The organism is Nigerium massiliense (assembly GCF_000826085.1).
Lineage (GTDB): Bacteria > Actinomycetota > Actinomycetes > Propionibacteriales > Propionibacteriaceae > Propioniciclava > Propioniciclava massiliense.
The window spans coordinates 590467-615317 of sequence record NZ_CCYM01000002.1 but is presented as its reverse complement, the minus strand read 5'-3'; the positions used below and the strand labels follow the sequence as shown (position 1 = coordinate 615317).

The 24851-nt window shown below is 71.8% G+C and carries 25 protein-coding genes, 1 pseudogene and 1 riboswitch; of the genes and pseudogenes, 11 read left to right on the top strand and 15 right to left on the bottom strand.

Features of this window, described 5'->3' with window-relative positions; translation table 11 throughout:
- Nucleotides 1-57: 57 nt before the first annotated feature.
- Nucleotides 58-1551 (bottom strand): MFS transporter, encoded by a 1494-nt coding sequence (locus tag BN1187_RS04310; protein WP_157754736.1) that lies wholly within the window; start codon nucleotides 1549-1551, stop codon nucleotides 58-60.
- Nucleotides 1552-1946: 395 nt separating this feature from the next.
- On the opposite strand from BN1187_RS04310, the gene BN1187_RS04305 reads away from it, so the two are divergent.
- Genes BN1187_RS04305 through BN1187_RS04295 form a run of 3 tightly spaced genes read left to right on the top strand, consistent with a single transcriptional unit; the run spans nucleotide 1947 to nucleotide 4206 of the window.
- Nucleotides 1947-2972 (top strand): hypothetical protein, encoded by a 1026-nt coding sequence (locus tag BN1187_RS04305; RefSeq protein ID WP_040159041.1) that lies wholly within the window; start codon nucleotides 1947-1949, stop codon nucleotides 2970-2972.
- Nucleotides 2969-3451, top strand: a complete 483-nt coding sequence (locus tag BN1187_RS04300) for a phage holin family protein (protein ID WP_040159039.1) — start codon at nucleotides 2969-2971, stop codon at nucleotides 3449-3451. The genes BN1187_RS04305 and BN1187_RS04300 overlap by 4 nt, the downstream gene beginning before the upstream one ends.
- Nucleotides 3448-4206: a DUF3618 domain-containing protein gene (locus tag BN1187_RS04295; RefSeq protein ID WP_052462274.1), complete on the top strand. Its 759-nt coding sequence runs from the start codon at nucleotides 3448-3450 to the stop codon at nucleotides 4204-4206. Before BN1187_RS04300 ends, BN1187_RS04295 begins: the two co-directional genes overlap by 4 nt.
- A gap of 78 nt (nucleotides 4207-4284) precedes the next feature.
- On the opposite strand, the gene BN1187_RS04290 is transcribed toward BN1187_RS04295, so the two are convergent.
- Complete coding sequence (locus BN1187_RS04290) at nucleotides 4285-5193, bottom strand: rhomboid family intramembrane serine protease (RefSeq protein ID WP_040159037.1); 909 nt, start codon at nucleotides 5191-5193, stop codon at nucleotides 4285-4287.
- Nucleotides 5194-5292: 99 nt separating this feature from the next.
- Between BN1187_RS04290 and BN1187_RS04285 the strand changes: the two genes are divergently transcribed.
- Nucleotides 5293-6957, top strand: coding sequence for an FAD/NAD(P)-binding protein (locus BN1187_RS04285; protein ID WP_040159036.1), 1665 nt, complete (start codon nucleotides 5293-5295; stop codon nucleotides 6955-6957).
- A 103-nt stretch (nucleotides 6958-7060) separates the two neighbouring features.
- Here BN1187_RS04285 and BN1187_RS04280 read toward each other — a convergent pair whose 3' ends face one another.
- Nucleotides 7061-7810 (bottom strand): aggregation-promoting factor C-terminal-like domain-containing protein, encoded by a 750-nt coding sequence (locus BN1187_RS04280; RefSeq protein ID WP_040159033.1) that lies wholly within the window; start codon nucleotides 7808-7810, stop codon nucleotides 7061-7063.
- A gap of 119 nt (nucleotides 7811-7929) precedes the next feature.
- On the opposite strand from BN1187_RS04280, the gene BN1187_RS04275 reads away from it, so the two are divergent.
- From BN1187_RS04275 to BN1187_RS04260, 4 genes are all read left to right on the top strand, one after another.
- On the top strand, nucleotides 7930-8298 hold the full coding sequence (locus tag BN1187_RS04275; RefSeq protein ID WP_040159031.1) for a VOC family protein: 369 nt from the start codon (nucleotides 7930-7932) through the stop codon (nucleotides 8296-8298).
- Nucleotides 8299-8363: 65 nt separating this feature from the next.
- Nucleotides 8364-9317, top strand: coding sequence for an asparaginase (locus tag BN1187_RS04270; protein WP_040159030.1), 954 nt, complete (start codon nucleotides 8364-8366; stop codon nucleotides 9315-9317).
- A 106-nt stretch (nucleotides 9318-9423) separates the two neighbouring features.
- Nucleotides 9424-10665 carry an LCP family glycopolymer transferase gene (locus tag BN1187_RS04265; RefSeq protein ID WP_235750588.1) on the top strand — a complete coding sequence of 414 codons (1242 nt, stop codon included), beginning with the start codon at nucleotides 9424-9426 and terminating at the stop codon, nucleotides 10663-10665.
- A gap of 1 nt (nucleotide 10666) precedes the next feature.
- Complete coding sequence (locus BN1187_RS04260; protein WP_040159028.1) at nucleotides 10667-11527, top strand: cobalt-precorrin-6A reductase; 861 nt, start codon at nucleotides 10667-10669, stop codon at nucleotides 11525-11527.
- Here the strand turns inward: BN1187_RS04260 and cobA are convergent.
- Nucleotides 11493-12263 (bottom strand): uroporphyrinogen-III C-methyltransferase, encoded by a 771-nt coding sequence (gene cobA, locus BN1187_RS04255; protein ID WP_040159026.1) that lies wholly within the window; start codon nucleotides 12261-12263, stop codon nucleotides 11493-11495. The genes BN1187_RS04260 and cobA overlap by 35 nt on opposite strands.
- Before the next feature lie 51 nt (nucleotides 12264-12314).
- Nucleotides 12315-12399, bottom strand: a riboswitch (cobalamin riboswitch).
- Between the two features lie 120 nt (nucleotides 12400-12519).
- On the opposite strand from cobA, the gene cbiT reads away from it, so the two are divergent.
- Nucleotides 12520-13125 carry a precorrin-6Y C5,15-methyltransferase (decarboxylating) subunit CbiT gene (gene cbiT / locus BN1187_RS04250; RefSeq protein ID WP_052462272.1) on the top strand — a complete coding sequence of 202 codons (606 nt, stop codon included), beginning with the start codon at nucleotides 12520-12522 and terminating at the stop codon, nucleotides 13123-13125.
- Nucleotides 13126-13197: 72 nt separating this feature from the next.
- On the opposite strand, the gene BN1187_RS04245 is transcribed toward cbiT, so the two are convergent.
- From BN1187_RS04245 to BN1187_RS04230, 4 genes are read right to left on the bottom strand one after another with little or no spacing between them, the layout of a single operon-like run.
- Entirely contained in the window at nucleotides 13198-14016 is an 819-nt protein-coding gene (locus BN1187_RS04245) for an energy-coupling factor ABC transporter ATP-binding protein (RefSeq protein WP_040159953.1), read from the bottom strand.
- Nucleotides 14013-14810, bottom strand: coding sequence for a cobalt ECF transporter T component CbiQ (cbiQ, locus tag BN1187_RS04240; protein WP_040159023.1), 798 nt, complete (start codon nucleotides 14808-14810; stop codon nucleotides 14013-14015). Before cbiQ ends, BN1187_RS04245 begins: the two co-directional genes overlap by 4 nt.
- Nucleotides 14810-15193, bottom strand: a complete 384-nt coding sequence (locus BN1187_RS04235; RefSeq protein WP_082034488.1) for an energy-coupling factor ABC transporter substrate-binding protein — start codon at nucleotides 15191-15193, stop codon at nucleotides 14810-14812. Before BN1187_RS04235 ends, cbiQ begins: the two co-directional genes overlap by 1 nt.
- Nucleotides 15186-15860: an energy-coupling factor ABC transporter permease gene (locus BN1187_RS04230; protein ID WP_040159021.1), complete on the bottom strand. Its 675-nt coding sequence runs from the start codon at nucleotides 15858-15860 to the stop codon at nucleotides 15186-15188. Before BN1187_RS04230 ends, BN1187_RS04235 begins: the two co-directional genes overlap by 8 nt.
- A 206-nt stretch (nucleotides 15861-16066) precedes the next feature.
- On the opposite strand from BN1187_RS04230, the gene BN1187_RS04225 reads away from it, so the two are divergent.
- On the top strand, nucleotides 16067-16723 hold the full coding sequence (locus tag BN1187_RS04225; RefSeq protein ID WP_040159019.1) for a precorrin-8X methylmutase: 657 nt from the start codon (nucleotides 16067-16069) through the stop codon (nucleotides 16721-16723).
- A 71-nt stretch (nucleotides 16724-16794) separates the two neighbouring features.
- On the opposite strand, the gene mqo is transcribed toward BN1187_RS04225, so the two are convergent.
- Both mqo and BN1187_RS04215 read right to left on the bottom strand, forming a co-directional pair.
- Complete coding sequence (gene mqo, locus BN1187_RS04220; RefSeq protein WP_072041948.1) at nucleotides 16795-18330, bottom strand: malate dehydrogenase (quinone); 1536 nt, start codon at nucleotides 18328-18330, stop codon at nucleotides 16795-16797.
- 154 nt (nucleotides 18331-18484) lie between these two features.
- Nucleotides 18485-19177 (bottom strand): superoxide dismutase family protein, encoded by a 693-nt coding sequence (locus tag BN1187_RS04215; RefSeq protein WP_040159015.1) that lies wholly within the window; start codon nucleotides 19175-19177, stop codon nucleotides 18485-18487.
- Between the two features lie 212 nt (nucleotides 19178-19389).
- On the opposite strand from BN1187_RS04215, the gene BN1187_RS04210 reads away from it, so the two are divergent.
- Entirely contained in the window at nucleotides 19390-20169 is a 780-nt protein-coding gene (locus BN1187_RS04210; protein ID WP_052462271.1) for an alpha/beta fold hydrolase, read from the top strand.
- A gap of 35 nt (nucleotides 20170-20204) precedes the next feature.
- Here BN1187_RS04210 and BN1187_RS04205 read toward each other — a convergent pair whose 3' ends face one another.
- The 5 genes and pseudogenes from BN1187_RS04205 to BN1187_RS04190 form a co-directional block, all read right to left on the bottom strand.
- Nucleotides 20205-20624, bottom strand: coding sequence for a hypothetical protein (locus BN1187_RS04205; RefSeq protein WP_040159013.1), 420 nt, complete (start codon nucleotides 20622-20624; stop codon nucleotides 20205-20207).
- Between the two features lie 73 nt (nucleotides 20625-20697).
- On the bottom strand, nucleotides 20698-21909 hold the full coding sequence (locus BN1187_RS04200; RefSeq protein ID WP_052462270.1) for a MarP family serine protease: 1212 nt from the start codon (nucleotides 21907-21909) through the stop codon (nucleotides 20698-20700).
- Nucleotides 21910-22226: 317 nt separating this feature from the next.
- Nucleotides 22227-22433, bottom strand: coding sequence for a glycoside hydrolase family 15 protein (locus BN1187_RS14815; RefSeq protein WP_235750587.1), 207 nt, complete (start codon nucleotides 22431-22433; stop codon nucleotides 22227-22229).
- Nucleotides 22433-24019 (bottom strand): glycoside hydrolase family 15 protein, encoded by a 1587-nt coding sequence (locus tag BN1187_RS04195; RefSeq protein WP_235750586.1) that lies wholly within the window; start codon nucleotides 24017-24019, stop codon nucleotides 22433-22435. The genes BN1187_RS14815 and BN1187_RS04195 overlap by 1 nt, the downstream gene beginning before the upstream one ends.
- 7 nt (nucleotides 24020-24026) lie before the next feature.
- Nucleotides 24027-24755 (bottom strand): annotated as a pseudogene (locus tag BN1187_RS04190) (alpha/beta fold hydrolase); the annotation flags it as partial.
- Between the last annotated feature and the right edge of the window lie 96 nt (nucleotides 24756-24851).

Genomic DNA, 24851 nt, shown 5'->3' with positions numbered 1-24851 from the left:
CGCAGGTCCCCGCCCTTCAGAGAGGACGGGGATCGCGACCCAGACGGTGACGAGGGCTCAGAACTGGCCGGCCTCCACGAGTCGGGTGCGCTCGGACTGGCGGGCGACGTCGCTGGGGTACACCTTGTAGAAGACGAACCAGAAGATCGCGTTGAGCACATACGGGATCGGGACGAAGTACAGCAGGGTGAGCTGAAGGTTGTTCAGCCGTTGCGACACTGCGCCGGCGATGAGGCTGAGGCCGGCCGTGATGAAGCCCTGCACCAGCGAGAACAGCACGGCGAACGCGGTGGCCGAGAGCTGCTTGGGTGCAACCGTCGAGACCATCGGCAGCACGCAGCCGGAGAAACCGATCGAGAAGACAAGGCCGGTCAGGAAGACCACCACGTAGTAAGCAATGCTCGGCGAGTTCGTGATGGGGTCGGCGGTGGTCCCGCGGGAGACGTCCGGGTCGAACACCTGCGGCAACTGCGTCATCACGTAGGTCAGTGCGGCGAAGGCCAGGGCGTAGATCTGGAACAGAAGGACGCGTCCCTTCGGCCCGAATCGGCGGCTGAACAGGTCTCCGAGGAAGCCGCCGAGGAACGCCGACAGCATCATGCCGATCTGCATCACGGTGTAGAGGTACGACGCGTTGGTGACGCCGTAGCCGAGGTCACGGGCCCACAACGTGCCCTGGAACGAGAACATGATCAACGAGCTGACGAACAGCAGCATGGGCACCATCAGCGCCAATGTCGGGATCTTGAACAGCTTGAGCGCGTCGCTCCATTTGAAGATGCCCGCTTCGTCCTTGAGCTCTTGGGCGTTCTCCCGCGAGACCTGCTTCGGCTCGTGAACGAAGATCAGGATCAGGATGCCGGTGACGATGGACAGCCCGCCCAGCACGTACATGGCGTACCGCCAGCCGTCCGGGTTGCCGCCGAACTGGCCCAAGAGTGGGGTCAAGATGAAGCCGAGCGCGGACGACGTGCCGCGGACGGCGCCGAACGCCTTGCCGCGCTCGCTGCTGCGGTACAACGACCCCAACAGGCCGTTGAGGATGGGTTCGGAAGCAACTGTGCCCACGAGCGCGATCGAGTACAGGATCAGCAGCTGGGTCCAGCTCTGGGCCAGGCCGGTGGCCAACGTCCAGACTCCCCACAAGCCGGTCACGACGAACAGGATGCGCTTGCGGCCGAACCGGTCAGCGAGGATCGCCCAGCCGGGGCCGAAGATCATGCGTGCGTACATGCCGATGGCGGTCAGGAGGCCTAGGCCCGTGTCCCCGATGCCGAACGCCGCGGTGATTTGCGGGAAGAACGTCTTCGAGACGCCACCCTCGGAATTGTCGATGGACTGGGACACGCCAAGCACGATCGCGGCGGCGCCGCGTCCCCTGGGAGGAACGAAATTGCGGTCGTGTTCGTCGTCGGCGTCGATCACCACAACGCCGGAGTTGGGGGCGGTTGCGGCCAGGTCGTCCGTACGGTCACTCCCCACGATGGACGGGTCACCGTTTGGCTGGTAGATCCCGTCTGGAGTTTCATGAGCCTTGAAGTTGTCAGGCATCTCGGAACCTTGCTCTTTCTCCTGCGCCGGAGCGCAAGTCGTACGTCGTCGTACAGGGCATCCCGTCCCGCGAACCAGGTTTCCACGGGTCTGAAGGAAAGTGTGCGGGCTCGAGGGCTCGTGACGATTCATGTTGCTCCAAAATGTTTTGCGTGTCGCGCCCGTTGAATCGAGTTGTGCCTTCGCCACCAGTCGGTCTGAGAATGGTGTCGTCGGGCGTCCGGGGGCGGCGCTGCAACGCAGCGTGGCCGAATCGTGTCCGAGCGTGACCACTTCGGTGCAAAAAGGGGGTCTGTCTAGCCCGTTCGCGCGTCTAAACTAACCCAGGACACCAAGAGCCGCCCGAGGACGAAGAATTCCGACGTCGGCTCACCAAGAAGCTTCTGGAGGAACCCATGGCGAATCCGTACGACACACCCACCAACGAGCCCCGGTACGACGACCAGCGCCTCAACGACGCGCGCATCGACGAGACTCGCATCGATGCGACCCGCGTCGAGACCGACCGCATCGACGATGGTGGCCCCGACGAGACGTCGAAGAAGGGCCAGGCCAAGCAGGCCGACGGCTACGCCGCCGAGCAGGCCCGCGGCGTCGCGGACAACGCGGCCGGGCAGGCGAAGAAGGTCGCCGGCAACGCCGGTGACCGGGCCAAGGACGTCGCCGGCACCGCGCGCGACGAGGCCGTCGACGTGAAGGACACCGCCGTCGCGGCGGGCTCCGACGTCGTCGACCACGCGAAGCAGGAGGCCGGCCAGGTCATCGATGAGGCCAAGGAGCACGGCCGCGCCCTCTACGACCAGGGCGTCGCCGAGCTGCAGTCGCACGCACGCGACGGCCAGGCGAAGCTGGCGAGCGTCGTCCGCTCCCTCACCGACGAGCTCGGCGAGATGGTGCGCGGCAGCAGCCAGAACGGCCCCGTCACACAGTTCGCGTCCGGCCTGCTCGACCAGGGCGAGCGCGCCAGCAGCTGGCTCGAGAGCACGGACGGCGACGGCCTCGTCCGCGACATCCGCCGCTTCGCCGCGCGCAAGCCGTTCGCGTTCCTCGCTGCGGCCGCCGGCGTCGGGATCCTCGGCGCCCGCCTCGCGCGTGGCCTGCAGGGCGCCTCGTCCGACGAGAAGGAACTCACCAGCGGCTACCGCCGCACCGACCGTCGGTCCTATGACACGCGCGGCAGCCTCGACGCCCACGTCCCCGCAGGCTACGGCGCTGCCGAGACGGCCTCGCCCGCCGGCTACGTCGACCCGTCCGCGCCCGGCTACGACCGGGGCGTCACGCCCGGCGTCGCCGGCGTCCAGGACGACTACGTCACCGCGCCGCTGAACGGCACCGACGATCGCTTCGCCGGCACCCAGGGCCTGGGCGGCGACCGCCTCGACCAGGCGAACGTCGACGACTTCCGGGAGGATCGCCGATGACCTCACCCACCTTCGACAACGACGGCGCCAGCCGCGCCCAGACCCCCGAGGACGAGAGCTACGCGCGCTACCGGGCCGAGGACCGCTCGCTGGGGGAGATCGTCTCCGACGTGATGGACAACGCGTCCACGCTCGTCAAGCAGGAGGTCGAACTCGCGAAGGCCGAGGTGAAGCAGCAGGTCACCCGCGCCGGCACCGGCGCCGGCCTGTTCGCCGGCGCGGCCGTCGCCGCACTGATGATGCTGTTCGCGCTGACGCTGGCCCTGTGGTGGGCCCTGTCGGTCGCGATCGGCTCGCAGGCCGATCCCGCGCTGGGCCTGGGCGGCCTCGCGACCGCCGGCATCTGGCTGGTCATCGCCGCCATCCTGGCGCTGGCTGGCAAGAGCGCCTTCAACAAGATCAAGGGTCTGGAGCAGACCACCGACACCGTCAGCAAGATCCCGAACGCCGCGACCGGTCATGAGGAGAAGAACCGATGAGCAACCCCGACGAGATCCGCCGTGACATCGAGCGGACGCGCAGCGAGCTGAGCGACAACGTGAACGCCCTCGGCGACAGCGCGAAGCCCGCCAACATGGCGCGCGAGCAGGTCGACAACGTGAAGTCCCGTGTCTCGGACGTCAAGGAGCGCATCTTCGGCTCCGACGACGATCCCTACGACGACGGACGCCTCGGTGACGCCCGCGACCGCGCCCAGGGTGCCGCCTACGACGCCCGGCAGAAGGCGCAGAACGCGCTCGGCGACGCGCAGGACGCCGTCAATGACGCCCCGCGCCAGGTCGAGCAGCGCACCAAGGGCAACCCGCTCGCCGCGGGCCTTATCGCCCTTGGCGTCGGCGCGCTGATCGGCGGCCTGATCCCGGCCACCCGTACCGAGAAGCGCTACGCGGCCGACATCAAGGACAAGGCCGAGCCCCTGGTCGAGGACGTGAAGGCCCGCGCGCAGGATTCCGCCGAGCGGCTCCGCCCGCAGGCGGAGGAGGCGGTCAACGACCTGAAGGAGTCGGCGACCCAGTCCGTCGAGTCCGTGAAGGCGGACGCCCAGGACGCCGCCGGCGAGGTCACCGACCGAGCCAAGCAGGGCACCGAGAACGTCCGCGGCGATGCCCAGTCCGGGATCGAGAAGACCCGCGCCGAGGCGCAGGGTGCGGCCAAGGACGTCAAGCAGGACGCGCAGAGCACGGCGTCCGACGTCAAGGACACCACCCAGCAGATCCGCGACGACAACCGCTGATCGACGACGGCGAACGGCCCCGTCTCCCCTGAGGGGAGGCGGGGCCTTTGCTGTGGAGGCTCGTGCTCGTCCGGGCGGTCAGGCGAGCATCAGGGTGCGCAGGGCGGTCAGCGCGACCAGCAGCACCACCAGCCCGGCGACGCCGCCCCAGGCCAGACGCGGGTTGCGGCGCCCGGCGAGGAACAGCGCGGTGACGGCCAGGCCACCTGCGAGGCCGCCCAGATGCCCCTGCCAGGAGATCAGCGGGCCGCCCAGGAACGTGAAGACGATGTTGAGGCCCAGCCAGAACAGCACGTTGCGGACGTCCCCGCCGATCTTCCAGGCCAGCAGCGACAGGCCGCCGAGCAGGCCGAAGATCGCGCCGGACGCGCCCAGCGTCGTCGTGGCGGTGCCGGCCAGCCAGTACACGGCCACCGACCCGGCCAACAGCGAGACGAGGTACAGCACGACGAAGCGCACCCGGCCGAGCGCGACCTCGAGCTGAGGGCCGAGCACCCACAGCGACAGCATGTTCACGAAGATGTGGACGGGGGAGACGTGCGTGAACCCGCTGGTGAGGAGCTGCCACACCGCGCCCTCGGCGACGCCGGGGGAGAACGTGCCCCCGGAGGCGACGCAGGCGGCCTGCCCGATGCCGAGGTACAGGTCGTTGCCGACCATGCAATGCGCCTTCGGGTGCATGGCGAGGAACGTGAACGCGGGGCTGTTGCCCGCGCCGGTCAGCCACAGCGCCGCCCAGACCGCGACGTTGATCGCACCCAGGCTCAGCGTGACGGCGCTGCCCTTCCAGCGGCTGAGCGGCTTCGGCCGCCGGGTGGCCTGGTTGCTGAGGGCGACGCACTCCGGGCAGTGGACGCCGACCGACGCCGGTGTGGCGCACTCGCCGCACACGGGGCGGCCGCACCGCTGACAGCGGACCCCGGTCAGCCGGTCGGGGTGCCGGTAGCAGGGGTAGAACGTCGGGGCGGGCGAGGGAGTCGGATCCACCCGTCCACCCTACGTGCTCGGGCGCGGGCGGGCTGAGAGTGACGGGATGCCTCCTGGGATGCCCGGCGGGGGTGGGCGAACCGTGAAAACATGAGGTCCATGGCGGGGAGAAGTGCGCGCGGTCTGGACGTCGCGGTCATCGGGTGTGGCCCGCGGGGCGTCTACGCGGTCGAGCGGCTCCTGGCTCACGCGGCGGCGTCCGACCGAACCCACCGGCTGCGCATCGACGCGTTCGATCCGGCGCCGCCAGGCGCCGCGACGCTCTACCACCCCCATCAGCCCGACTACCTGCGCGCCAACGTGTTCTCGGGGGACATCGACGCGTCCTACCCCTACGGCGCGGCGCCCGGCGGCAGCGGCGTGGGCTCGTTCGACGACTGGCGTCCGCGGACGGGCGACGACCTCGCGTTCGACCCGTACCCGCCGCGCAGCAGCGTGGGGCGCTACCTGGGGGCCGTGTGGTCGTCGCTGCGGTCCCAGGCGCCGGCGGGGGTGACGATGGAGTACCACCCGAAGCGGGTGACGTCCATCCGGCACGAACGCGGCCGCTGGCACGTGGAGGGGTCCCTCTACGACGAGGTGCTGATCACCACCGGGCACGTCTCGGCCTGGGAGGACGCCCTCAAGGCGATCTGGCAGGGCCGCTTGCCGCTCGTGGACGCGGTCTACCCGGTGACGGTGCAGCTGCGCGAACGTCAGATCCCGCCGGCGTCCAGCGTGGCCGTGCGGGGCGCCGGCCTCACGTTCGTGGACGCCGTCCTTGCCCTGACCGAGGGACGCGGCGGCACGTTCGCGCCCGGCGGGCGTCCGCACCGCATGCGGTACCGCCGGTCGGGCCGCGACATCGCGGTCGCCTATCCGTTCTGCCGCACGGGGCGATTCCCCGAGGTGAAGCCCAGCCCCGACCTGATCCCGGCCTCCGCCGGGATCGAGGCGGTGCGAGACGAACAATTGACCAAGGTGAACGCCGCCGAGGGCGACCTGAGACGCATGCTCGCCGTCGCCGCCGAGACGGCCGGCCGTTACCTGCAGGCCGGGCTGAGGCTCGCCGGGGACGAGGTGGCGGCGTCCGAGTGCGAGAGCCGGCTCGAGGAGACGTTCGACCTGCTCAGCAGGACGTCGACGGAGAACGGCGTCGACTCCCGCGCGGAGCTGGAGCGGTCGATCCGGGTCGCGTTCGGTTCGCAGCCCGTGGGCCCGCAGTGGGCGTTGGGCCGGGCGTGGCGGGACCTCTACCCGGCCATCCGGTCGCAACTCACCGCGGCATCCACCTCGCGGGCCGGCTGGGCCCGGTTCATCGAGTACGCCGTGCAGATGGAGGAGGTGGCGTTCGGGCTCGCGCCGGTCAACGGGGTCAAACTGCTGGCCCTGATCGAGGCGGGCGTCATCGACCCCCGCTCCATGGTCGGGGGCGCGTGGCTCGACGGAGACGGCGTGCACTGGCCGGACGCGATGGCGATGCCCGAGCCGCGCATGGACGCGGTGATCGACGCCGTCCTGCCCCCGCCGGGCGTCCGCGGGCTGCGCCAGGAGCTCATCGACTCGCTGATCGAGGAGGGCTACCTCCGCCCGGGCGCTGGCCGGGTCGGGCTGGACGTCCGGCACGACGGTCGCGCGATCGACGTGCACGGCGACGACGTCCCGGGCCTGTCCTGCATCGGCCGTCCGACCGAGGACGTCGAGACCGGGAACGACGCTCTGCTACGGCTCCCCGCCGACCCCGCCGAACGGTGGGCCTCCCGGGTCGTGCGCGAACGGTTCTGAGGACGGGCCCCGACGGCCAACAGCCAGGAGCAGGGCCCGGGCGCCGGCGACCCCTCAACCGGGATCGGTGAGGGGTCGTCGACGGGAGGGACGCTGAGGCGGCTCAGTACCAGCCGTGCGCGTTGCGGAAGCTGAGGGCCTGGCACGGCGTGCCGAACCGGCCGTGCACGTAGTCGAGGCCCCACGCGATCTGGGTGGCGGGGTTGGTGCGCCAATCGGCGCCGGCGGAGGCCATCCGCTTGCCGGGCAGCGCCTGCGGGATGCCGTAGGCGCTGGAGGTGGGGTTGTCGGCGTCCACCTTCCAGCCGGACTCGGCCATGATGATCGTGTTGTAGCACTTGAACTGCGCGTCGCCCCAGCCGTACTTGCCGGCCATCATCTGGCGGGCGATGGAGCGCGGGTCGGTGGTGCCGGCCGTGGCGCCCGCCGACGTGGCCTTGGCGGCAGCGGCCTTGGCAGCCGCAGCCTTGGCGGCGGCCGCCTTCTTCGCCGCGGCGGCCTTGCGCGCGGCCTCGGCGGCCTGGCGGGCCTGCGCGGCCTTCTTCGCCGCGGCGGCCCGCTTCGCGGCAGCGGCCTTCCTGGCGGCGGTCTCCTGGGCCTTGATCTGGGTGGCGCGCGCCTGGAGCTGCTGGGTGCGTGCGGTGAGGGCGGCGCTGTCGGCGACCTCGTCGAGCGCGGGACGCGCGACGTCGCGGCTGAGCGCGGTGGCCGTCCGGAACTGGGTCTGGGCGGGCGCGGTCTCGGCGACGGCGGGGAGGGCGTCATGGTTGAGCGACGGCACCAGGGTCACGGATCCGACGGCCAGAACGGCGAGGGAGGCGATGGTCACGCGGAGGGTCTTGGGTTTCGGCACGAAACTTAGTTTTACATGAGAGTTACCTGAAAGAAAAATAATCGTTATTTTGTTTCCACTCAGTTCGCTGGGCGTGCACCTTCGTGCGGTACAGGGTCCCGCGCTCGTACCATGCCGCCATGGCCCCGCTCCACCTCACGACGATCAACATCAGCGCGCCCGATCCGGAGAACCTCGCGCGCTTCTACGCGCGACTGCTGGGCTGGGAGATGACGGTCTTCGATCCTGGCTGGGTCACGGTGCAGCCCGCGGACGGCAGCGTCGGGCTGGTGATCTCGGAGGAGCCCGCCGGCTTCGCGCGCCCGGTCTGGCCCGCGCGGGACGGGGAGCAGCAGATGATGATGCACTTCGAGTTGCGCGCCGACTCCGTGCTGGACGGCGTCCGACACGCCCTGCAGGCGGGCGCCACCCTCGCGCCCTACCAGCCCAACCCGCACATCCGGGTCCTCATCGACCCGGTGGGTCACCCCTTCTGCATCTGGACGTGAGGCGAGGGGCACCCGGCGACCCACCCGAGACCCCGAGTGAAGCGCCTCTACGGCATACTTCTGGCGTGTCTTTGGCGAAAGCGCCGGTCGTGGCGCGTGTGGTCCGGAACGGGTTCGTGGAGTCGCTGCATCACGGGCTGGGGGTGATCACCGGGCCCGACGGCGACGTGTGCTTCGCCGTCGGCGACCCGGACACGATCGTCCTGCCGCGATCGTCCAACAAGCCGGTGCAGGCGCTCGCGATGCTGCGGAGGGGATCCGGGCTCGCAGGGGCGCAGCTGGCGCTCGCGTGCTCGAGCCACTCGGGGGAGGGCTTCCACCTCTCGACCGTGCGGGACGTCCTCGCCGGCGCGGGCCTGAGCGTCGCGGACCTGGGCAACACCCCTGACTACCCGCTGGACGAGGAGGCGCGTCTCGCGTGGATCGCGTCCGGCCGCCGCAAGGAATCGCTGGCGCAGAACTGCTCGGGCAAACACGCCTCGATGCTGGTGACCGCGGCGCGCAACGGCTGGCCCACTGCGGACTACCTCGACCCCCACCACCCCGTGCAGGGCGGTATCACCGAGACGGTCGAGGAGCTCACCTCCGCGACGGTCACCGCCATGGCCGTGGACGGCTGCGGGGCCCCGCTGCACGCGGTCCCGTTGAGCGGCCTGGCGCGCGCGTTCGGCCGGATCGCCGGGGCCGCCGACGGGGAGGAAAGGCAGGTCGCGGACGCCATGCGCGCCCACCCGGAGTACGTCGCGGGAACGCGCCGGGACGCCACGCGGTTCATGCGGGCCGTCCCCGGCCTGATCGCCAAGGACGGCGCCGAGGGCGTGTACGCGGCCGGTCTGCCCGACGGGCGGGGGATCGCCGTGAAGATCGCCGACGGTCACGAGCGTGCCCGCGCCGGCCTGCTCGCCGCACTGCTGCAGGTCGCGGGCGTCGCGGCCGAGTCCCTGGCCGGTGTCGTGGACGCCCCGGTGCTGGGCCACGGGCGTCCGGTCGGCGCGGTGGAGACGCTACCGCTGCGCTGATGCGGGAACCTCGTCGGTCGCCCTCTCAGACCGCGGTCGGACGCGTTGTCCCGAACCCGGCCCGTGGTGCCACGAAACGGGTCGACATCGCGGCTACCGTGGACGGGTGACAGATCGAGACGACGACCTGGACTGGCTGTACCGGCGCGGCCGGTACGGCGAGGATGCGCCCGACCGGACGCGGGCGATGCCGGCGGGCGAGCAGCGCCCGGCGTCGCGCCCGGAGCCGACCCCCGTCGCCAGGGACCGCGAGGCTGCGCCGGCGGCTTTCGACCAGAGGCCGCGTCCGGACAGCACACCCCTGGGGACGCCCGGGAAGGGCGCCCGCGGCGGCCAGGCCTACGCGTCCGTCCCCGCAGGGCCCGGCGGCGCGGGACGCGCGCAGGTCAAGCGGCCGCGCAAGCGCCACATCGGTCGGTGGATCCTGCTCGCGCTGGTGCTGTGGGTCGCCTACCTGATCGTCGTGCCGATCATCACGTGGGGTCAGCTCAGCAAGGTCGACGCCACCCCGGCTGGGGATCGTCCTGCGCAGCAGCCCGGCGACCTGTACGTGCTGGCGGGGTCGGACTCGCGCGAAGGCCTCTCGTCGGAGGAGCGCAGGAAGCTCGGCACCGGCTCGACCGAGGGCAAGCGCACCGACACGATCATGATGCTGTACATCCCCCCGTCCGGTCAGCCGGCGCTCATCTCGCTGCCGCGCGACTCCTTCGTCAAGATCCCCGGCCACGGCCGGAACAAGATCAACGCGTCCTACGCGCTCGGCGGCCCGAAGCTGCTCGTCCAGACCATCGAGCAGAACACGGGGCTGCGCGTGGACGGCTACGCCGAGGTGGGCTTCGGCGGGTTCGTCGACATCATCGACGCGGTCGGGGGGATCGAGATGTGCCTCGACCGGCCCATCAACGACAAGGACTCCCACCTGAACCTGCCCGCCGGCTGCCAGAACCTCAACGGCGTCAACGCGCTGGGCTACGTGCGCATGCGCAAGGCGGATCCGCGCGGCGACCTGGGCCGGGTCGAGCGTCAAAGGGCGATGATCGCGGCCGTGGCGAAGAAGGCCGCGAGCCCCTGGTCGGTCATCAACCCGGTGCAGTACTGGGCGCTGAACTCCGCGGGGTCGAGGGCGCTCACCACCGGCGAGGGCACCAGCATGACGGACGTCGCCCGCCTCGGCTCGGCGTTCTACAACGTGTCCCGGGGCAACGGGCTGACGCTCACCGTCCCGACGGGGGCGCCGGTCACGACGAGTGCCGGCTCGTCCTTGATCTGGGACAAGCAGGAGTCGAGGGCCATGTTCCAGGCCATCGCGAACGGCGACACGTCCTCGCTGGCCAAGTACAAGAAGTAGCGTGCGCGTCCTGGTCCTCGGCGGCACGGCGGACGCCCGCCGGCTCGCCGCCGAGCTGGGCGCACAGGGGCACGACGTCACGACCTCGCTCGCCGGGGCGACGTCCGCGCCGCTGCTGCCGCCTGGGCGCGTGCGCACCGGCGGGTTCGGCGGCGTCGCCGGACTCGTGGCCTGGCTGCGCGCGGACGCGCCGGACGCGGTGATCGACGCCACCCACCCCTTCGCCGCGCGGATGAGTGCGCACGCCGCCGACGCCTGCGCCGAGACCGGGACGCCGCTGGCCCGCCTGTCGCGTCCGGGCTGGGCGGACCGCCCCGACTCCGCCGGCTGGCGCTGGGTGGACGATCACGACGCGGCCGCTCGGGTCGCGGCCGGCCTGATCACCGCGCCCGCCGCGCCGACGAAGCTCCACGGGTCGTCGGCTGACCTGCCGGCCCGGCGGGCGGCGCTCCGCCGCGGCGGGACCGGACGGCCCGACGGCGTCCTGCTCACGGTCGGCCGGCAGAGCGTGGGGCCCTATCGCGACCCGTTGGCGGACGCCCGGGTGTACGCGCGCATGACGGACGCGCCCGACGCGCCGTTGCCGCCGGGCTGGACGCTACTCACCGCGCGCGGGCCGTTCGCGCTCGACGATGAGGTCGCGCTGCTGGGCTCGCACCGCATCGGGGTGCTGGTCACCAAGGACTCCGGCGGGGACGCCACCGCGGCCAAGCTGGACGCCGCCGCGGAGCTCGGCATCGCGGTCGTCATGGTCCGGCGTCCCCCGTCCCCGAAGGGGGCCGCCGTCCTCGCGGACGTCGCCGCCGCGGCGGCGTGGCTCAGCCGGATCAGGCGTCCAGGCCCGCCAGATCGGCGTCCGTGAGGTCCAGCGCGGCGACGTCTCCGATGACGGTGATCGCGGGCGGGGTGACGCCCTGCTGCCCGGCGATGTCCGCGATGGAGGAGACGGTGCCGCGCAGGGTCTGGCTGCCCGGCATGCAGGCGGCCATGACGATCGCGGCGGGGGTCGTCGGGTCGAGGCCGGCGTCGCGCAGCGTCGCGGTGATCTCGGGCAGGTATTTCACCCCCATCAGGATCACCAGGGTCGTGCGGGTGCGGGCCAGCGCGCCCCAGTCGAGTTGGCTGCGTGCGTCACCCGGCGGGACGTGCCCGGACACCACGGTGAACCCCTGCGACAAGGAGCGATGCGTCACGGGAATGCCGGCGAGCTGCGGCGCGGCCACCGCGGACGTCACGCCCGGCACGAACTCGACCGGGACGCCGGCCGCGACGCACGCCTGGGCCTCCTCGCCGCCGCGTCCGAAGACGGTGTTGTCTCCGCCCTTGAGCCGCACGACGCGGCGTCCGGCCCGGGCGTGCTCGACGAGCAGCCGGTTGATCTCCTCCTGCGGGGTGTACTCCCCGCGCGGCCACTTCCCGACGGGGACGAGTTCGGCGTCCGGCCGGGCCTCGGCGAGGGCGTCCTGGGGGGCGAGCCTGTCGTAGAGGATGACGTCGGCCTGCCGGACCGCGCGCATCCCGGCGACGGTGAGCAGGTCGGCGTCACCGGGCCCGCCCCCGACGAGGACGACGGTGCCGGGACTGAGTTGCTTGTTCATGGGGTTCTCCTGCGGGTCCGCGCCCGCGTCGGTGACGGGATCCGCCCGTCGGAGTTCCTGGCTGGCGCTGCGCGCTGACAGTGGCGGGACCGCTCCGGACTCGCACCGGATTCCTCCCTCGGACGGCGGTGCCATCCTGCCACAGTCCCGCCGGGCCCCGCGGCCAGGCCGCGGGACGTCCGGCGGCGACGCGGATCGCCCCTCCGGCACGTCCGAGTCGGCCCCCTGCCTCCCCCTGACGGGCTAGGTTGGCGCCGTGAGTGAGCTGAGCGAGAGGACGGCGCCGGTCCCCGAGCAGGGCGACCGGCTGCCCGGTCTGCCGGACGACGTGTTCGTCAACGACGGGTTGTTGACCAAGCGGCATGTGCGGGCGACCGCGTTCGCGTTCCTGCGGCCGCGCCCGGGTGAGCTGCTCTGGGACGTGGGGGCCGGCTCCGGCGCGGTGGGCATCGAGTGGTGCCGCAGTGGCGAGGGCAACCGCGCCCTCGGCATCGAGCGCGACCCGCTCCGGGTCGAGCGCGCCCGCGACAACGCCGCGCGGCTCGGCTGCGGCGACGCGCTGACCATCGTCGCGGGGGAGTTGCCGGGTGCGCTGTCCGGACTCGAGACCCCGGACGCCGTGTTCGTCGGCGGTGGCGCCACGGTGGCGACCGTCGACACCTGCTGGGACGCGCTGGGCCCCGGCGGACGCCTCGTCGTGCACGCGGTCACGCTGGAGACCGAGGCCGTCGTCGCCGAACGCTACCGCCGCCTCGGCGGCTCGCTGACCCGCATCGGCGTGGAGCACGTGCAGACGATCGGCAACTTCCTCGCCTGGACGCCCGCCCGCGCGATCGTCCAGTGGGCGGTGACGAAGGACTGACCCGCCGAGGATGCGCGCCCACGCGAGGGCCCCGCGGTGATCAAGGAGTCACCCGCCGAGAAGGCCCTCGGGCTAGGGGCGACGTGGCTCGCCGGACAGCAGCGTGACGACATCGTCGACGCAGCGCGGTGCCGCGTCGATCCCCAGCCGGCGGACGACCTCGAGCGGCCACGGCCGGCGCAGGTGCGCGCGGTCGAGGAGCCCGGGGTCGGACAAGACGTCCACCACCGGGCCGGTGGTGACCCGGCCACCCTCGACGACCGCCGCCTCGTCGGCCCAGGCGAGCGCGAGGTCGACGTCGTGGGTGGCGATGACGATCGTCGTGCCGCGCTGCCCGAGCCGCTCGAGCGCGCCGATCATCTCGCTCACGCCGACGGGGTCGAGGCCGGCGGTGGGCTCGTCCAGGAGGAGGACGCCCGGACGCATCGCGACCGCGCCCGCCACCGCCACGCGCTTGCGCTCCCCGTAGGACAGTTGGTGCGTCGCCCGTTCGGCGAGCTTCGCCACGCCCAGAACGTCGAGGGCTTCGGCGACGCGGGCGCGCACTTCGTCCTCGGGTAGGCCCATGTTGAGCGGCCCGAAGGAGACGTCCTGGGTGACGTCGGCGGAGAACAGCTGGTCGTCGGGGTCCTGCAGCACCAGCTGGACGCGGCGCCGATGGGTGCGCAGGGCGTCGCGTCCGGACGCCAGCGGGACGCCGTCGTACTCAATCCGCCCACGGTCGGGGTGGTGCGCCGCGGCCAGGCAGCGCAGCAGGGTCGTCTTGCCCGAGCCGTTCGCGCCGAGCAGGACGGTGCGTCGTCCCGCTGTCAGCTCTAGGGACGCGCCCTGCAGCACCGGACGCCCGGGGTAGCCGGCGTCCAGGTTCAGCGCGGCGAGCAAGGCGGTCATCGCGCCCACCCCCGCGCCCAGCCGGAGGTGATCGCCATCAGGCAGACGGCCCAGATCGCCGTCAGCACGACCAGGGAGCCCGCGACGAATCGGACGGACGCGTCCCGACGCGCCGGCAGCGTGGTCAGCACGTTCTCGAAGCCGCGCAGAGCCAGGCCGTCCTCGAGGCGCCGGGCGCGGTCCCAGGCCCGGACCAGCAGCGCCCCGGCCCCGGACGCGGTGTTGGCCCAGCGCCGACGCGCCGGCGCGGCGTCCCCGAGGCGGGCCTGCTGCGCGGCCCGGATGCCGAGCGCCGTGTCGGCGACGACGAACAGCAACCGGTAGGTCAGAGAGGCGACGTCGATCAGGGCGTCCGGCACCCGAAACCGGCGCAGCGACGTCAGCACGTCGACCATCGGGGTCGTCATCGCGAGCATGAGCAGGGCAAGGGTGCCGGCCACCCCGTGTGCGAACAGATCCGCGGCGCGGCCCACGCTCGCCGCGGACAGCGACAGCGGCCCCCACGACCACCACGCGTCTGGGACGGTGTCACCGACGGTCAGGGCCACCGAGGCCGACCCGATGACGAGGAATGCCATCGGGGCCGCGATCGAGACACCGAGGACACGCAGATCGATGCGGGCCGGCCCTGCGGCGAGCCCCAGCGAGGCCAGCGCCACGAGGACGCACCCTGGCCACGCCGGGGTCAGCAGCGCCGTCAGCACGAGCCCGAGGGCGAGCAGCGCTTTCTCCCCGACACGGACGCTCCGCCACGGGCTGTCCCAGGCAGCGTCGTCGACGGCGATGACATGCATCAGTCGGTCGGGGACGGTCCGTCGAGAGCCTCGGCGCGGGCTGCGCGACGTCCGCGCAGGTTCCCCAGCGCGAAACCCAGGACGGCGCCGCCGAGCCCCGCTTGCAGCGCGAACAGCCCCGACTCGACCTCGCCGCTGTTCGGCTGGAACAGCGGCTCGAACCAGGGCGTGACGCCGCGCTCGGAGAGCATGTCGGTCACCACCGAGTCGGTGCCGGCGAAAGACTCCTCGGCCTGGCTGCGCAACGACCCGCTCACGAAGGAGAAGGCGAAGATGGCGACCAGCGCGATGACGAGAAGGGCGGTCACCCACGGACGCCCAGCGGTGCGGCTGCCGGACTGGTTCGCGGATTGATCAGCTGACTGGTTGGCGAGCTCAGGCATGGACCGCATCCTTCGTGACGCCGAGACGGAGCAGCTCAGGACGGGCGATGCGTCCCAGGTACCGCAGCACCAGGACGCCGAGCAGGCCCTCCGCGATCGCGAGGGGGATCTGCGTCAGCGCGAACACGCCCAGGAACTTGACGAGGGCGCCGACGAAACCGCTGCTCAGATCGGGGTAGGCGATCGCGAGCTGCACCGACGTCATGCAGTACGTGGAGAGGTCGGCCACGAACATCGCGCCGAAGATGCCGACCGCGGGCGACGCGCCGAGCCGGCGAGCCAGCACCCACACGCCGTAGCCCGCCCACGGCCCCACGATGCCCATCGAGAAGACGTTGGCGCCCAAGGTGGTGATGCCGCCGTGCGCCAGGAGCAGCGCCTGGAACAACAGCACGATGGTGCTCAGGAAGGCCATGACGGGTGGTTTGAACAGCACCGCCCCGAGGCCGGTGCCGGTGGGGTGCGAGGAACTGCCCGTCACCGACGGCAGCTTGATGGCCGACAGGACGAACGTGAACGCGCCGGCCGCGGCGAGTAGGAGCCGGTTTTCGGGGTTCTTGCGTGATTCGGTGACGACGGCGCGTGCGCCGTGAATGATGAAGGGCGCCGAGGCGGCGTACCAGAGGGCGCATTGCAGGGGAGGCAAAAAGCCTTCGGCGATGTGCATGCCGAGATTCCTAACCGGGATGACGCGTCCCGTTCGATGGAAATCCGTGCGTGCCGAGTCTCTGACTCCCGCCCCGGGGGGCGTCCACAGTGGCGCGACCGTGCCGGCTCTGCCCGGCTTCCTCCGCGCGCACGGATGCTGATGAGGCTCATCCTTTCACAACGCGCCGATCCGCTAGCGTGAACCGGGAAAGAGAGGACACACGCATGGGTGCCACGTACGACTACCTGAAGGACGGCGCGGAGATCTACCGCGAGTCGTTCGCGACCATCCGCCGCGAGACCGACCTGTCCGGCCTGCCCGAGGACGTGGCCAAGGTCGCCGTCCGCATGGTGCACGCCGCCGCGCAGACGGACGTGGTGGACGACATCGCCTACAGCCCCGGCGTCGTCCGGGCCTGCCGGACGGCCCTGCAGGCCGGCGCGCCGATCCTGTGCGACTCGACGATGGTGGCCACCGGCATCATCCGCTCGCGGCTGCCGCAGGACAACGACGTCGTCTGCCACCTCGGCGACCCGCGCCTCCCTGCGCTGGCGGCCGAACTCGGCACGACGAAGACCGCCGCGGCCGTCGAGCTGTGGAAGCCACGGCTGGCCGGCTCCGTGGTCGCGATCGGCAACGCGCCGACCGCGCTGTTCCGGCTGCTGGAGGTCGTCTCCGAGACGGGGATCAAGCCGGCGGGCGTCATCGGCATCCCCGTCGGCTTCGTCGGCGCGGCCGACTCCAAGCGCGCGCTGGCCGAGAACCCGTTCGGCCTGGAGTACCTCGTCGTCCATGGGCGCCGCGGCGGCTCCGCGATCGCCGTCGCCGCCGTCAACGCGATCGCCAGCACCGCGGAGACGACGAACGACGCCCGCTCCTGACCGACCCCAGGGACGCGAAACCGGGCCGGCGGAATGTTCGTTCCGCCGGCCCGGCTCCTAGCTCGGGAGGATCAGGCCTTCTCGTTCGCGTGGGTCGGGGGCTCGAGGTCGAGCACCTTCGCCGTCCGGGTCAGCGTCTCGAACGCGAGGTCGGGATCATCGGTCAGCGTCTTGCCGAGCGTCGGGATGACCTCCTGAAGCTTCGGGCGCCACTCGTCGGCCTTGCTCGGGAAGCAGGTCTTCAGCAGTTCGAGCATGATCGGCACGGCGGTCGACGCGCCCGGGGACGCCCCCAGGACGCCGGCGACGGAGCCGTCCCGCGACGTGATGATCTCGGTGCCGAACTCCAGCTTGCCGCGGTCGGTCTTGTCGGGCTTGATGATCTGCGCCCGCTGGCCCGCGTGCAGGATGCGCCAGTCGGCGATGTCGGCCAGAGGGTAGAAGTCGCGCAGGTCGTTCTCCTGCATCGGCTTCGTCTCCAGCACCATGCCGGCGAGCATCTTGACGAGGTCGAGGTTGTCGACGGCCACGTCCAGCATCGGCTTGATGTTGTGGGGACGGATCGACATCGGCAGGTCGAGGACAGACCCGTTCTTCAGGAACTTCGGGTTCATCCCGGCGTAGGGGCCGAACAGCACCGAGCGCGCGCCGTTGATGAGGCGAGCGTCCATGTGCGGGTTCGACATCGGCGGGGCGCCCACCGGCGGCTTGGCGTAGACCTTCACTGTGTGCCGGGGCACGATCGTCGGATCGGTGGTGTAGAGCCACTTGCCGGAGACGGGGAACAGGCCGTAGCCGTCCACCTCGGGCAGGCCCGCGCGCTGCATGAGCTTCAGCGCCCAGCCGCCCGCGCCGACGAAGACGAACTTCGCGCGGATGCGCTTGTCGGGCCCGCGCTCGCCGCGGCGTCCGGTGTCGTGGATGTCGAGCGTCCAGCTGCCGTCGGGGTTCTGGGTCATGTCCGTGACCTCGCGGCTCGTCTCCACCTTCACCCCGTGGTAGGAGAGGTAGTTGAAGAACTGGCGGGTCAGCGAACCGAAGTTCACATCGGTGCCCTCGGGATCCCACGTGACGGCGATCTCGTCGTTCAGGTCGCGTCCCTCGACGAGCAGCGGCGCCCATTCGGCGATCTGGTCTCGGTCTTCGGAGAACTCCATGGACGAGAACGTCGGCAGCGTGCGCAGCGTCTCCTGACGCTTACGCAGGAACTCGATGTCGTCGCGACCGTGCACGAGCGACATGTGCGCGCTCTTGTTGATGAAGGTGTCCGGGTGACCCAGGACGCCGTTCTCGACGAAGTAGCTCCACAGCTGGCGGCTGACCTGGAAATCCTCGTTGGTCTTGACGGCCTTCGACGTGTCGATGACGCCGTCGCGCAGCGGGGTGTAGTTGAGCTCGCACAACCCGGAGTGGCCCGTGCCGGCGTTGTTCCACGGGTTGGACGACTCCTTCGCCACCTTGGGCAGGCGCTCGTAGCCGTGGATCGTCCAGTCCGGCTGCAGGTGGTGCAGCATCATGCCGAAGGTGGCGCTGAGGATGCCACCTCCGACCAGGGCCACGTCGCATTCGTAGGTGGCTGGTGGTTTCGTACCTGGCTTGGATGACACGACTACGGCTCCTCTGGCTAATGATTGGTGCAGCCCGGCGGCTGTCCTTGCACACACGGGACGACCTAAATCTAGGCGTCCAACCGAGCAGGAGGAAACCCGGCGGGGATCTTCGCGGCGATTTCGTCTGGTCGGAGCCCCGCCGGGTGGTCGATCAGCCGTTGAGGGCGGCGCAGGCGACCCGCTGGCCCGCGTCGCCGGCCTTGTGCGTCTCCTCGTCGGGGCCGGCGGAGGCGTACCGCGTCGGGATGTTCGCGAAGTTGTCGGCGCCGGAGTGGACGATGAGGGCCGTGCCGTCCTGGTCGAGGACGAGCTGGCGGGTCAACCGGTCGCTGACGGTGGTCAGCTCGCCGGAGCCGTCCTGGCGGACGTACAGCGGCGGCAGGTCGCCCACGTGATTGGGGTGGGCGTCCCCGTCGCCGGCCAGGTGGCCGCTGGCGGAATTGAAGTCGCCGGTGTTGTTGGCGTCGGTCGGGTCGGCCGAGTTCGCCTCGCACTTGCCGATCGCGTGCAGGTGCAGCCCGTGGAAGCCTGTCTGCAGCCCTGAATCCGCCCGGACATGGACACGGACACCCGTGCCGGTCTCGGTGACGTCGACGGTGCCGATCTGGGTGCCCTGCGGGGAGACGAGGGGTGCCGATGCGAACGGTGCACCGTCCGGCGCCGCGGTCGGGGTGGCGTCAGTCGGGGTGGCGTCGGTCGGGGTGGCGTCGGACGGGGACGCGCTCGGCGCGGCCGTCACGGTGTCGCCCGGCGTCGGGGACGTCGTGGCAGCGGGCGTCGTGGTGCACGCGGTGAGGGTCAGGGCGGCCAACGCCGCGACCGGGATGAGGGATGTCGCACGCATGGTTTCTTCTCCGTTGATCGATACCAGCAGGTCCAGCCCACCTCTTACTCCCTGCCGCCCCGACAGGACAAGGGGCAGCCGCCCGGACGAATGCGCACGGGCGCATTCGGTACCTTCCTCAGCAAGGAGTGCCTGGATCGTGACCGGGTCCCGGGGACGATCCCGCGCCGCCCGCCGACCAGGGCGGCGCCCCGTCCTGGCAGAGTGGGCCCATGGCAACCGTGACTTTGACCGCCTCGGGTGAGCGATCCGACCTGCCGTTGGTGCTGCTTGCGCCGTTCCCCCTCGACTCCCGCGTCTGGGAGGCCGTGCGCAAGCAACTCGCCGGCGACATCATCGCCGTCGACCCGCCGGGCTTCGGCGGCGCGACAACGGACGCCGACCCCTCCCTCGAGAACTACGCTCAGACCCTGCTGAACGCCCTGGAGGACCGCGGGATCGACCGCTTCGTCGTGGCGGGCAACTCGATGGGCGGCTACGTGGCGCTCGCGCTGGCCGACCTGGTCCCGCAGCGGCTGGCCGGGATCGGCCTGGTGGGGACGAAGGCATCCGCGGACGACGACGCCGCCCGGACGAACCGCATCGACATGGCCGAGAAGGCCGAGGCCGGCGAAGACCCCGCCGGGCTCGTCGCGCCGATGATCGACAAGGTCCTCGCGCCGGCGACCCGCGAGAAGCAAGCCGAGATCGTCCGGGCCGTCGAGGGCTGGCTGGCCGAGGCTCCGGCGGACGGCGTCGCCTGGTGCCAGCGGGCTATGGCGGCGCGCCCCGACCGGACGCGCGTGCTGAAGCAACTCGACATCCCCGCCGCCGTGATCCACGGCTCCGACGACCCGCTGATGGACGCCGGCAGCCAGAGGGACATGGCGGGTGCGCTGGGCGTCACCGTCGACACCCTCGAGGGACGCGGCCACCTCCTGCCGGTCGAGGCCCCACGCGAGGTCGCCGCGATCCTGCGCGATCTGTGGCAGCGCGCCCGTCGGCGGGGCTGACCTGCACGATCGATCGGCGTTCCGGGCCGGTACGCCTAGCGCTCGCCGGTGAGGGGCCTGTTCTGTGCGTGCGAATCGGGGACGATGTCCCGCCCCATCACGTCGGAGTCGATGCGCGCGGTGTTGTCCGTGATCGCGAACCGCGCCTCGTAGTCGGGCTGGCGGCGGACAAACTCGACCACGCCCGGGGTGAGCTTCTTGCCCTTCAGCAGCTGGACGCCGGCCGGAGCGGCCTCCTGCAGCACCTCGAGGCCCTCGCCCTGGTCGAGGCGGACGGCGTCCTCGACGAGCACCTTCTCCTCGGGGCCGAGGCCGGCCCACCAGGTCTCGAGGGCGGCGTCCCCCTCAGGGCGCTCATCGCGGGGCCCCTGGGACGCCGCGGTCGCCCCTGCGTCCGCCTTCGCGTCGCGGGGCGCAACGGGGTCGTGGGCGGCCGGTCCATTGTGTTGTGTCATGGTCTGCAGTCTAGGTACCCAGCGCTCGCCGTGGGACCCCTCCCCGAGGGCGGCCACGGCGAGCACTGGGCGGTCACCCCGCCGAGCAGGCTCCCGTCCCGGCCGGGGTGGTATCGCGGGCGCCGGCGTCGATGACGGCCGCGGTCGCGGCGTTCGTCAGGGCATAGCCGGTGCTCGGGTCGGTGGTGGAGCGGGCGAACACGGTGCCGGCGACGCGGCCGTCCGGGGTCAACAGCGGACCGCCCGAGTTGCCCGGCTGCACCGTGGTGCGCAGCGCGTAGATCTCCCGTCGCACGCCCTGCTCGCCATAGATGTCGGCGCCGGTGGCGGCGATGGTCCCGCGGACGCGGGCGGCGTCCACGGTGTAGGGGCCGCCCTGCGGGAAGCCGGCGACGACCCCGCTGCTGCGCGCGCTCAGCGCGCCGGAGCGCTGCAGCGGGCGGGCGTCCAGGCCGGGGACCGACAGCACCGCGATGTCGAGCTGCGGGTCGAACGAGACCACCCGGGCCCGGTGCGGGGCCCCGGTGCCGCCGACGCGCACCTCGACGGTGTCGGACCCTGCGACGACGTGCGCGTTCGTGACGACCCGGTTGGTCGCCGAGACCCAGCCGCTGCCCTCCTGCGAGCGGAAGCAGCGGGGCGCCTGGGCGTCCACCCGCACGATGCTGGCCGCCGCCCGACGGACGCCCGCGGTCTGCGCGGCGCCGGAGTCGGGCTCCGGGGCGGCGATGGACGGTTCCTTGCCCAGTCCGCTGAACACCTCGGGGAAGCCGGAGGAGTCGAGCGCGTCGGTGAGGCTGCTCATGACCCGGCCCGCCTGGTCGGGCATCGAGCGGTCGATCGTGGTCAGGACGCGGGAGCGGTCGAGCTGACGGGCCCAGGTGGACGGGATGATCGGCTGCGCCGCCAGGGCGACCACCCACATCACGAGCGCGGCCACCACCCCGCCGGCGACCGCGCCCAGCGTGGCGTCGATGAACCGGAGTGGCCCCACCCTGTCTGTCGCCGAGCGCAGGCGGCGTCCGAGGCTGCCGATCAGGCCCTCGCCGAGCGCGCCGCAGAGCAGGATCGCGGCCAGCAGCAGCACGGTGCGCAGCATGGTGTCGCCTTCGACGGCGGGGAAGCGCGCCAGGACGAGGGGAGCCAGCCATAGCGCCAGCCCGACGCCGAGGATCAGCCCGATGAGGCTGGTCGCGATGGCGACGAGACCGCGCCGGAAGCCGCGCGCCACGTAGAGCAGCAGGATCACGACGAGGACGATGTCGAGCACGGGAAGCATGGTCATGCCTTTCCGGGGTGTGGTCGTGACCATTGTTTCCGGTGCGCACAAGCGGATCCGGGTGGGCGCGGGCTCCGAGGACGCCGCGGGCGACCGCGCATCGGTCCACGGTGCCGCCGCCGACCTCCCGGAGAGGACCACGGTCGCGCGCGGTCACCCCCGGGCTGCGCGAACGGTCGTCCCCCGCCCAGCCCCTGGTCCCGACTTTCCGCCGTCGCGGCGGGCGGACTCCTCAGCCTCGGCGGTGGCGAGGCCTTGGGACGTCCCGCCACCAGACGTCCGTGATCGGTCGAGACTTCTCGTTCAGGATCCCGGCGACCAGCTCAACTGAGCGCGTCCGCGGCGCGGATGAGCGCCAAGTGACTGAACGCCTGCGGGAAGTTGCCGAGCATGCGTCCGTTCTCGGCGTCGTACTCCTCCGAGAGCAGGTCGACGTCGTTGCGGACGGCGACCAGCCGTTCCATGAGGGCGACCGCGTCGTCCCCGCGCCCGCTGCGCGCGTACTGCTCGACCAGCCAGAAGCTGCACATCAGGAACGACCCCTGCACATCAGGAACGACCCCTCCGTGCCGCGCAGGCCGTCGTCGTCGCCGGGGAGGTAGCGCCGGACGAAGCCGTTGGCGTCGATGAGCTCGCGCTCGATGCGCTCGACGGTGGCGAGCATCAGCGGGTCGTCCGCGGCCACGAACCCGACCTGCGGCAGTTGGAGCAGCGCGGCGTCCACCTGGTCGGTCTCGTCGTGCTGGACGAACGCCCCGTCGCGGACGCCGGTGGACAGGATGGTGGAGCGCAGCCGGTCGCGCCGGTCACGCCACGCGTCCACCGGTCCCGGCAGGTCGTGCTCGGTGGCCCCGCGGACGGCGGCGTCGTAGGCGGCCCACATCATCACCCGGCCGTGGGTGAAGTGTCGGGGCTCGCCGCGGACCTCCCAGATGCCGTGGTCGGGCACGTCGAAGCGGGCATCGAGCAGGCGCAGCAGGCTGCGCTGCAGCGACCACGAGAAGCGGTCCTCGGGCATCCCCGCCTCCCGCAGCCTCGCCAGCGCGACGATCACCTCGCCCACGACGTCGGCCTGGTACTGGGTCACCGCGCCGTTGCCGATGCGCACCGGCTCGGACGCCGCGTAGCCGGCGAGGTGGTCGAGGGTCTGCTCGGGCAGGCGCCGCTCGCCGTCGACCCCGTACATGATCTGCAGGTCGTCCGGGTCGCCGGCGATCGCGCGCAGGAGCCAGTCGCGCCACTGCCCGGCGAGGTGGTGGTGGCCACGCCCGGCCAGCACCGAGATCGTGAACGCGGAGTCGCGCAGCCAGCAGTGCCGGTAGTCCCAGTTGCGTTCACCGCCGAGCACCTCGGGCAGCGATGTGGTCGGGGCCGCCACGACGCCGCCGGTGCTGTGCAGGGTGAGGGCGCGTAGCACAGCCATCGAGCGGTCGACCGCGGGCGCCCACCGGCACGGCGCGTGCACCGCGTCGCTCCAGGCCTGCCAGTCGGCGAGGGTGCGGGCGGCCAAGCCGGAGGCGTCCAGCGGGGCGGGAAGGTCCTTGTGGGACGGCCGCCACGTCATCGTCCAGTCGAGGCGCTGCCCGGCGGTCAGGGTGAACGTGCCCCGGTGCGCCCGGCCGTCCGGGGTGAGCTCAGGACCGTGGAAGGTCAGCGCGTCCGGGCCGGCGATCATTGAGAGGACGGGGCCGTCGTCGCCGGGGAGTTGGCGCACCCACGGCGTCACGCGGCCGTAGTCGAAGCGGACCGTCAGCTCGACGACCACCTCGGTCGTCCCCTCGGTGCACTCGATGCCCCGCAAAAGGTGCACCTGGTGTTCCCCGGAGGGGGTGGGCATGAAGTCGGTGCTGATCGCGGCGCCGGTCGGCGTCCGCCAGTGGGTGTCGAGGATGAAGCTGGCGTCGCGGTAGGCCCGCGACTCGCTCGTCCCGCCGACCGGGGCGATGAGCCACCGGCTGGCGTCGGCGTCCCCGAGCAGGCGGGTGAACGCCGAGGCGGAGTCGAAGCGGGGGAGGCACATCCAGTCGACGCTGCCGTGCGCGACGAGGGCGGCCGTCTGCCGGTCGGACAGGAGCGCGTAGTCGGCGATCGGCGGTTGGGCTGCCCCTGCTGTCATGGCATCACTATGACACGCCCGCCAAGAAGGAGTTGATGGACGAGACCGCCAGGTCGGGGTCGTCGCGCTGCACCCAGTGTCCGGACCCGCGGGAGATCACGAGCTCGGCGTCCGGCACGACGATGGCGGCGCGGCGGGCGTGGTCGACCGGGACGGTGAGGTCGCTCTCGCCGTGTAACAGCAGCGTGGGGACGGTCAGCTCGCCCAGCCGGCCGAAGTACGACGTACGGACGCGCTGCGGTCGCACCTGGTCGCGCTGCCAGTCGAGGAAGGTGCTCAGGTCGCTGTGCGCCGCCTTGCGGACGGCGGCGAAGAACTCGTCGGTGATGCGTCCCGGACGCCGCACGACCTGTCGCAGGCTCCAGCGCAGCATCCAGTCGCTGCGGCTCGACAGGCGGTACGTCCACTCCGTCAGGCGGGACTGGACGCTGGCCCACGCGATCAGATGCCACATCGGCGCCAGCGTCCTCTCCGACCGGGGCGGCTGCAGGCCGTAGCTGTCCACGAGCACGAGGCCGGTGAGGCGTCCGGGGTGGTCCAGGGCGTACCCGAGGGCGACGCCGCCACCCACGGACAGCCCGCCGAGCGAGAGGCCGGCGGCACCGAAGCCTTCGGCCGCCAACGCGTCGATGAGCGTGGCGAGGTGGCTCTCCAGGTTGTGCTGAGTGGCAGACCAGCACGCGGCAGGTGAGGCGCCGTAGCCCGGAAGATCCGGCGCGATGACGTGCCAGCCTTCGCGCCCAGCCGCGGCCCGACCTCACCCCACGACAGCTCGGCGGAATCGATGCCACCCCCGTGCAGCAGCAGGACGTCCCCCCTGCTCGGGCACGAC

Excerpts from the sequence above, each read along its gene's own strand:
- BN1187_RS04310 (WP_157754736.1), bottom strand. The coding sequence starts at position 1,551 with ATGCCTGACAACTTCAAGGCTCATGAAACTCCAGACGGGATCTACCAG.
- BN1187_RS04305 (WP_040159041.1), top strand. The coding sequence starts at position 1,947 with ATGGCGAATCCGTACGACACACCCACCAACGAGCCCCGGTACGACGAC.
- BN1187_RS04300 (WP_040159039.1), top strand. The coding sequence starts at position 2,969 with ATGACCTCACCCACCTTCGACAACGACGGCGCCAGCCGCGCCCAGACC.
- BN1187_RS04295 (WP_052462274.1), top strand. The coding sequence starts at position 3,448 with ATGAGCAACCCCGACGAGATCCGCCGTGACATCGAGCGGACGCGCAGC.
- BN1187_RS04285 (WP_040159036.1), top strand. The coding sequence starts at position 5,293 with ATGGCGGGGAGAAGTGCGCGCGGTCTGGACGTCGCGGTCATCGGGTGT.
- BN1187_RS04275 (WP_040159031.1), top strand. The coding sequence starts at position 7,930 with ATGGCCCCGCTCCACCTCACGACGATCAACATCAGCGCGCCCGATCCG.
- cobA (WP_040159026.1), bottom strand. The coding sequence starts at position 12,263 with ATGAACAAGCAACTCAGTCCCGGCACCGTCGTCCTCGTCGGGGGCGGG.
- BN1187_RS04245 (WP_040159953.1), bottom strand. The coding sequence starts at position 14,016 with ATGACCGCCTTGCTCGCCGCGCTGAACCTGGACGCCGGCTACCCCGGG.
- cbiQ (WP_040159023.1), bottom strand. The coding sequence starts at position 14,810 with ATGCATGTCATCGCCGTCGACGACGCTGCCTGGGACAGCCCGTGGCGG.
- BN1187_RS04235 (WP_082034488.1), bottom strand. The coding sequence starts at position 15,193 with ATGCCTGAGCTCGCCAACCAGTCAGCTGATCAATCCGCGAACCAGTCC.
- BN1187_RS04230 (WP_040159021.1), bottom strand. The coding sequence starts at position 15,860 with ATGCACATCGCCGAAGGCTTTTTGCCTCCCCTGCAATGCGCCCTCTGG.
- BN1187_RS04225 (WP_040159019.1), top strand. The coding sequence starts at position 16,067 with ATGGGTGCCACGTACGACTACCTGAAGGACGGCGCGGAGATCTACCGC.
- BN1187_RS04215 (WP_040159015.1), bottom strand. The coding sequence starts at position 19,177 with ATGCGTGCGACATCCCTCATCCCGGTCGCGGCGTTGGCCGCCCTGACC.
- BN1187_RS04210 (WP_052462271.1), top strand. The coding sequence starts at position 19,390 with ATGGCAACCGTGACTTTGACCGCCTCGGGTGAGCGATCCGACCTGCCG.
- BN1187_RS04205 (WP_040159013.1), bottom strand. The coding sequence starts at position 20,624 with ATGACACAACACAATGGACCGGCCGCCCACGACCCCGTTGCGCCCCGC.
- BN1187_RS04200 (WP_052462270.1), bottom strand. The coding sequence starts at position 21,909 with ATGACCATGCTTCCCGTGCTCGACATCGTCCTCGTCGTGATCCTGCTG.
- BN1187_RS14815 (WP_235750587.1), bottom strand. The coding sequence starts at position 22,433 with ATGTGCAGCTTCTGGCTGGTCGAGCAGTACGCGCGCAGCGGGCGCGGG.
- BN1187_RS04195 (WP_235750586.1), bottom strand. The coding sequence starts at position 24,019 with ATGACAGCAGGGGCAGCCCAACCGCCGATCGCCGACTACGCGCTCCTG.